Origin of the sequence: Hydrocoleum sp. CS-953 (assembly GCF_002260545.1) — a bacterium.
Lineage (GTDB): Bacteria > Cyanobacteriota > Cyanobacteriia > Cyanobacteriales > Microcoleaceae > Trichodesmium.
Genome location: NZ_LGSU01000854.1, coordinates 1 through 5,059, shown reverse-complemented (window position 1 = coordinate 5,059; position 5,059 = coordinate 1). Strand labels below are relative to the sequence as shown.

At 37.2% G+C, this 5,059-nt stretch carries 4 protein-coding genes; 2 read left to right on the top strand and 2 right to left on the bottom strand.

Going from position 1 to position 5,059, the window contains the following annotated elements; translation table 11 throughout:
• Positions 1-23: 23 nt before the first annotated feature.
• A complete protein-coding gene (locus AFK68_RS11095) occupies positions 24-809 on the bottom strand; it encodes a TatD family hydrolase (protein ID WP_094672774.1) in 786 nt (261 codons plus the stop codon).
• Between the two features lie 507 nt (positions 810-1,316).
• On the bottom strand, positions 1,317-1,655 hold the full coding sequence (rpsT, locus tag AFK68_RS11090) for a 30S ribosomal protein S20 (RefSeq protein ID WP_094672773.1): 339 nt from the start codon (positions 1,653-1,655) through the stop codon (positions 1,317-1,319).
• A gap of 868 nt (positions 1,656-2,523) precedes the next feature.
• Here rpsT and hisD point away from each other — a divergent pair.
• On the top strand, positions 2,524-3,888 hold the full coding sequence (gene hisD / locus AFK68_RS11085) for a histidinol dehydrogenase (RefSeq protein WP_094672771.1): 1,365 nt from the start codon (positions 2,524-2,526) through the stop codon (positions 3,886-3,888).
• A 437-nt stretch (positions 3,889-4,325) separates the two neighbouring features.
• Entirely contained in the window at positions 4,326-4,751 is a 426-nt protein-coding gene (locus tag AFK68_RS11080; RefSeq protein WP_094672769.1) for a universal stress protein, read from the top strand.
• Positions 4,752-5,059: the final 308 nt, after the last annotated feature.

Below are 5,059 nucleotides of genomic sequence, written 5' to 3'. Positions count from 1 at the left end.
CTTAAACAATTTACTTCCATAAATTAATTTTTTATAGAAAATCCAAAGAGTTGACAAGCATTTTTGCTAGTTTGTGCTGCTAGAGTCTCGAATGTCACGCCTCTGAGTTCAGCAACTTTTTCGGCCACATATTTCACATAAGCAGGTTCGTTGCGTTTGCCCCGCTTTGGTACTGGCGCGAGAAATGGACAATCTGTTTCTACTAACAGGCGATCCTCAGGCACTATTTTAGCTGATTCTTGAATTTGTATAGCATTTTTAAATGTTACAATTCCACTAAAGCTAATATAAAATCCTAAGTCTAAAAACATTCTAGTTTCTTCTGGAGTACCTCCCCAGCAGTGCATAACCCCTCTGACAAATCCTTGATTTTCTTGGAAATCATCTAAAATATTGGCCATTGAAGTTGCTGCATCACGACAGTGGATAATTAATGGCTTGTTAAGTTTTTGGGCTATGGTTAATTGCTGTTCAAAAACAAATTTTTGTTGATCTTGATTGTTTGCTTTGTAATAATCTAATCCTGTTTCACCTATGGCTACTACTCTAGGATCTGATTTAGCAAACTCTTGAATTTGATTAGCCATACTAGATGTCCACTTTTCAGCATCTAAGGGGTGTAACCCAACTGCATAAAAAAGTTCTTGAAAGCGATCTGCTATGGCTTTTATACCAAGGAACTCCTGTGGTTCGACACAGGAGTGAACTAGGTGGACTACTCCTGCTTGTTGCCAACGTTGGCGGATTTCTTCCAGGTCAGAATTGAATACGTCAAAGTTAATATGGACGTGAGTATCAATTAGCTGGATTTGGCTTTCCTGGTTAATTTGACTCATCAGTTCTACTCAACTTACCCAAACTTACCCATGAATGATATCTTGAGCTTTGACAGCTCAGTTACTGTTTCACTTAATAGCACTAACTGCATTCTGTAATTTATCTTCAAGAGCTGGCTTAAAATTGGAGTGAATTCTACATTGACAAAAGATTTCATTTCAACTTGTTATATACTTGTGGTAATTAGTTAGACAGCTATCAGATTATAATATTACTTCAAATGTATAATTACCTTTCAATATCGTCCAACTATTTAATTTCAGTAGTTAGCCTCGAACTACAGTCACAGGTATATATGAGCAGTTAGAATAAATGTTAATGGACAAATGGTTGAAGTAGGAGTTTCTGAATGGCCTATTTGTCCCACAACCGCAACTTCAGCAGGATTTCAATTTAGACAATCAATACATTGTAGTTATTTTGAACTAAAACTGAAGCTAACTTCTCCCTAGAAGCGTTTAAATCACTGGCAATTGCCTTTAAGAAGCTACAGAACCATCTGAAACTGCAGAATCTGGCTGACTTTTTTCGGCCATTAAATGTCTCTTGTAAAACCTAGCTAATCTAGCCTTTTTGCGGGAACCATTATTTTTATGTAAAACACCACGTTTCACAGCTTTATCAATTTTACTGTAAGCTTTTGACATCCGCTGCTCAACTTCTGTCTTTAATTCATCTGTGGGATTGGAGGCATAGTTTTCAACAGCAATGAAGTATTTTTTCATTAAAGTCCTAAGTGCGGATTTATAGCTTTTGTTCCGCAGACGATTACGTTCAGCAACTTGGATACGTTTAATAGCAGACTTAATATTGGCCATGGTTTACTTTTACATCATAATATAATAATTAATTAGGGTTTGGTATCATGGCGATGCCTTTCATATAACCCTATGTTTGTTCTCCGTTACAGCGGAAACACTCTTAATCTGGCGCAGGATTTAACGCATTACGCATTACATTGTGAGTTGCACAGTTTATGTTTCAGTGCCAGCAGCGCAGATCAATTTTTTCTCTTTGAGTCCCAAGGTCGCTCCAAAGCAAAGTAAGTCACCAAACTTAAGGCTTCCTTACTCAAAGCTAGTCTAGTATACAAAATATCTAGTTATCTTAGCATTTATTTTGTTACTACGCAAGGTATTATTACAAATTGAAAAAAGTTGCCTACTAGGTATAAATCTCAAGGTCTCTAAGCCAGAGAAGATTTCATCAAGTATTTCAAGATGCCAGTGTTGCGANAAGCAAAGTAAGTCACCAAACTTAAGGCTTCCTTACTCAAAGCTAGTCTAGTATACAAAATATCTAGTTATCTTAGCATTTATTTTGTTACTACGCAAGGTATTATTACAAATTGAAAAAAGTTGCCTACTAGGTATAAATCTCAAGGTCTCTAAGCCAGAGAAGATTTCATCAAGTATTTCAAGATGCCAGTGTTGCGACTTCACGCTATAACAAAGAGTAATGGGTAATTTGGAAACAGGGAGAATTGTTTAACTTTTGCCCCTAGATAAAATCAGGGTCATTACAAGACAATTGGCGATGAGTAGGCATTTTATTTCTCACTTATCAGTTCAGTGTTTAACATTATATTAGATAATAGATAGTCTTAATGTTGATCCAACTCTTTTGTTTCTCAAACGACTCTCGCGCATCGCGAACTTTATTTTTTAGTTGGCATTCCTAATCTCTATGCTGCGAATAATTACTCAGTGGGTTGAGGCACAAGCTGAATTAAAACGCATCACAGAGCGTACCCACGATGATATGGCTATTCATAAAGAAACAACGGTGCGAGAAATTTTGCGCTCCGTTAGAGAACAAGGTGATGAAGCTCTGTTACACTATACTTCTGAGTTTGACCATATCACTTTGACTCCAGAAGAGTTAAAGGTAGGTGGTTCTGAGTTAGATGCGGCCTATCAGCAGGTAAATAAGGACTTATTAAGTTCAATTCGTTTGGCTGCTAAACAGATAGAAGCTTTTCACCGACAACGAGTTCCTAAGTCCTGGGTTCAGTTTGGTGATGATGAGGTGGTCTTGGGCAAACGCTATACTCCTGTCGATAGAGCTGGACTTTATGTTCCTGGTGGTCAGGCTGCTTATCCTAGCACAGTTCTGATGAATGCTATTCCTGCTAAAGTGGCTAAAGTCCCCAAGATTGTGATGGTGACACCACCTGCTCAAGGAAAAAAAATTAATCCTGCTGTACTGGTGGCCGCTCAAGAAGTAGGTATTCAAGAAATTTATCGAATTGGAGGAGCCCAGGCAATAGCTGCTCTGGCTTATGGTACAAAAACTATACCAAAAGTGGATGTGATTACTGGGCCTGGTAATATATATGTGACTTTGGCCAAGAAAATTGTTTATGGTACAGTAGGTATTGATTCTTTGGCTGGGCCTTCAGAGGTACTGATTATTGCAGATTCTGAGGCCAACCCGGTTCATATGGCAGCAGATATGTTGGCTCAAGCAGAACATGACTCTTTAGCTGCTGCTATTTTATTGACTACAGATTCAGCACTAGCACGTCAGGTGGTGGTTGAGGTGGAACGACAACTCCAGGATCATCCACGTCGCACTTTGACAGAAAAGGCGATCGCCCATTATGGTTTGGTGGTTGTTGTTGAATCTCTGAAAGCTGCTGCTGAACTTTCTAATCAATTTGCTCCAGAACATTTGGAATTAGAAGTTTCAGATCCTTGGGATCTATTGGAAAATATTCGCCATGCTGGTGCTATTTTCCTTGGTTATTCAACTCCAGAAGCTGTGGGAGACTATTTGGCAGGGCCAAATCACACTTTGCCTACTTCTGGCGCTGCTCGTTATGCTTCGGCATTAGGGGTAGAAACTTTTATGAAGCATTCGAGTTTGATTCAATATTCTCCTACTGCTTTGCAAAAGGTTGCTTCTGCTATTGATGTATTGGCTACTGCTGAGGGTTTGGCTTCTCATGCTAACTCAGTAAGACTAAGGATGAAAGGTCAGGAGCAGGAACAACAAGAGTGGGTGAAACAAGACACAATTAGTCAGGAAAATGATGGCCAAAATTTATAAATGATGCCAGATGACTCCCGTTAGAATCTTTAGATCGCGGGAGAATATGTCAGTCAAATATAGTATTTTCCAGTTTCAAGTTGGTAATACCCTAAGGTAACTTAGATGTTAATACCAATATTAAGGTTGGTAAAGTTTGCCTTGGGTTACTACGGTAGAAAGTCTGTCTGATGAGGGTGTTGCCGACAGTTTGGAGTGATGCAGTAAATAAACATTCAAATTTTGCTTTATTAAGTTTTTTTCTAAGTTTTATAGAGCAGATAAATTACTACTGAATTCACTCAAAGTTTACTGGGTTTCTTTTGAGAAACCTAAATTTTTCATTTCCTATTTCTAATACCAATTTAATCAGATAATTTGACAAAACTGTGTTTAGAAGGAACAGGAAACAAAGATTTGTAGCAAATATTTGTCCAAGTGGTATAATATTATTTTATATGGCCTTTAAAACAATTATTGTAGCTCTTAGCAATTCACAGTCAGACTTAGAGCCAGTTATTCAAGCATTGACAGAATTTAACTTAACATTAGAAACGAAAGTGATTTTATCTCATGTGGTTGCTATGGAAAAATCTGATTTGGAAGTAGATAAACCTCTGTTGGATAGTGAAAAAATTTCTCTTGGGGAATTTGAAAAGCAGCTCAAATATTACCAAGAAGAGCTTCCTTGTCAAACTGAGATAGAAATTGTTATTGGCGATCCAACTGAAGAAATTGTTCGCTTATCTAATTTTTATGGTGCAGATTTAATTATGATTGGTAGTCGCGGGTTAAAAGGTATAAATCGGATTTTACAGGGGTCTGTCAGTAGTCAGGTTATTGCTGAAGCAAACTGCTCAGTGTTTGTGGTTAAACAGAGATAACTTACTACTTTTTTGTAAGTATGGCTTGCTGAATAAGTCTGAAAGCTTAATTCACCAAAGTTTTGAACATAATTCTTGATTAATCTCTTGGCAAGTTAGAAGCTTAATCCTTCAAAACTAATTCACAAGTTAAACTCTTAAGTTAAGATAAGGCATATATAATTTTTCTGTAGTCCAAAAAATCTCTCCTCTGCTAATTCATTGGGAAATTATAGTCATTTCAAATAAGGAAATAAGGATAAAACACTTTTTGGGCTGAAACCTTTTTAAGGAAAGAAACACTCGTATCAATTTAAACTGAAATGACT

What these genes read in the sequence shown, in the direction of transcription:
- rpsT (WP_094672773.1), bottom strand. Translation starts at nt 1,655, where the DNA reads ATGGCCAATATTAAGTCTGCTATTAAACGTATCCAAGTTGCTGAACGT.
- hisD (WP_094672771.1), top strand. Translation starts at nt 2,524, where the DNA reads ATGCTGCGAATAATTACTCAGTGGGTTGAGGCACAAGCTGAATTAAAA.
- AFK68_RS11080 (WP_094672769.1), top strand. Translation starts at nt 4,326, where the DNA reads ATGGCCTTTAAAACAATTATTGTAGCTCTTAGCAATTCACAGTCAGAC.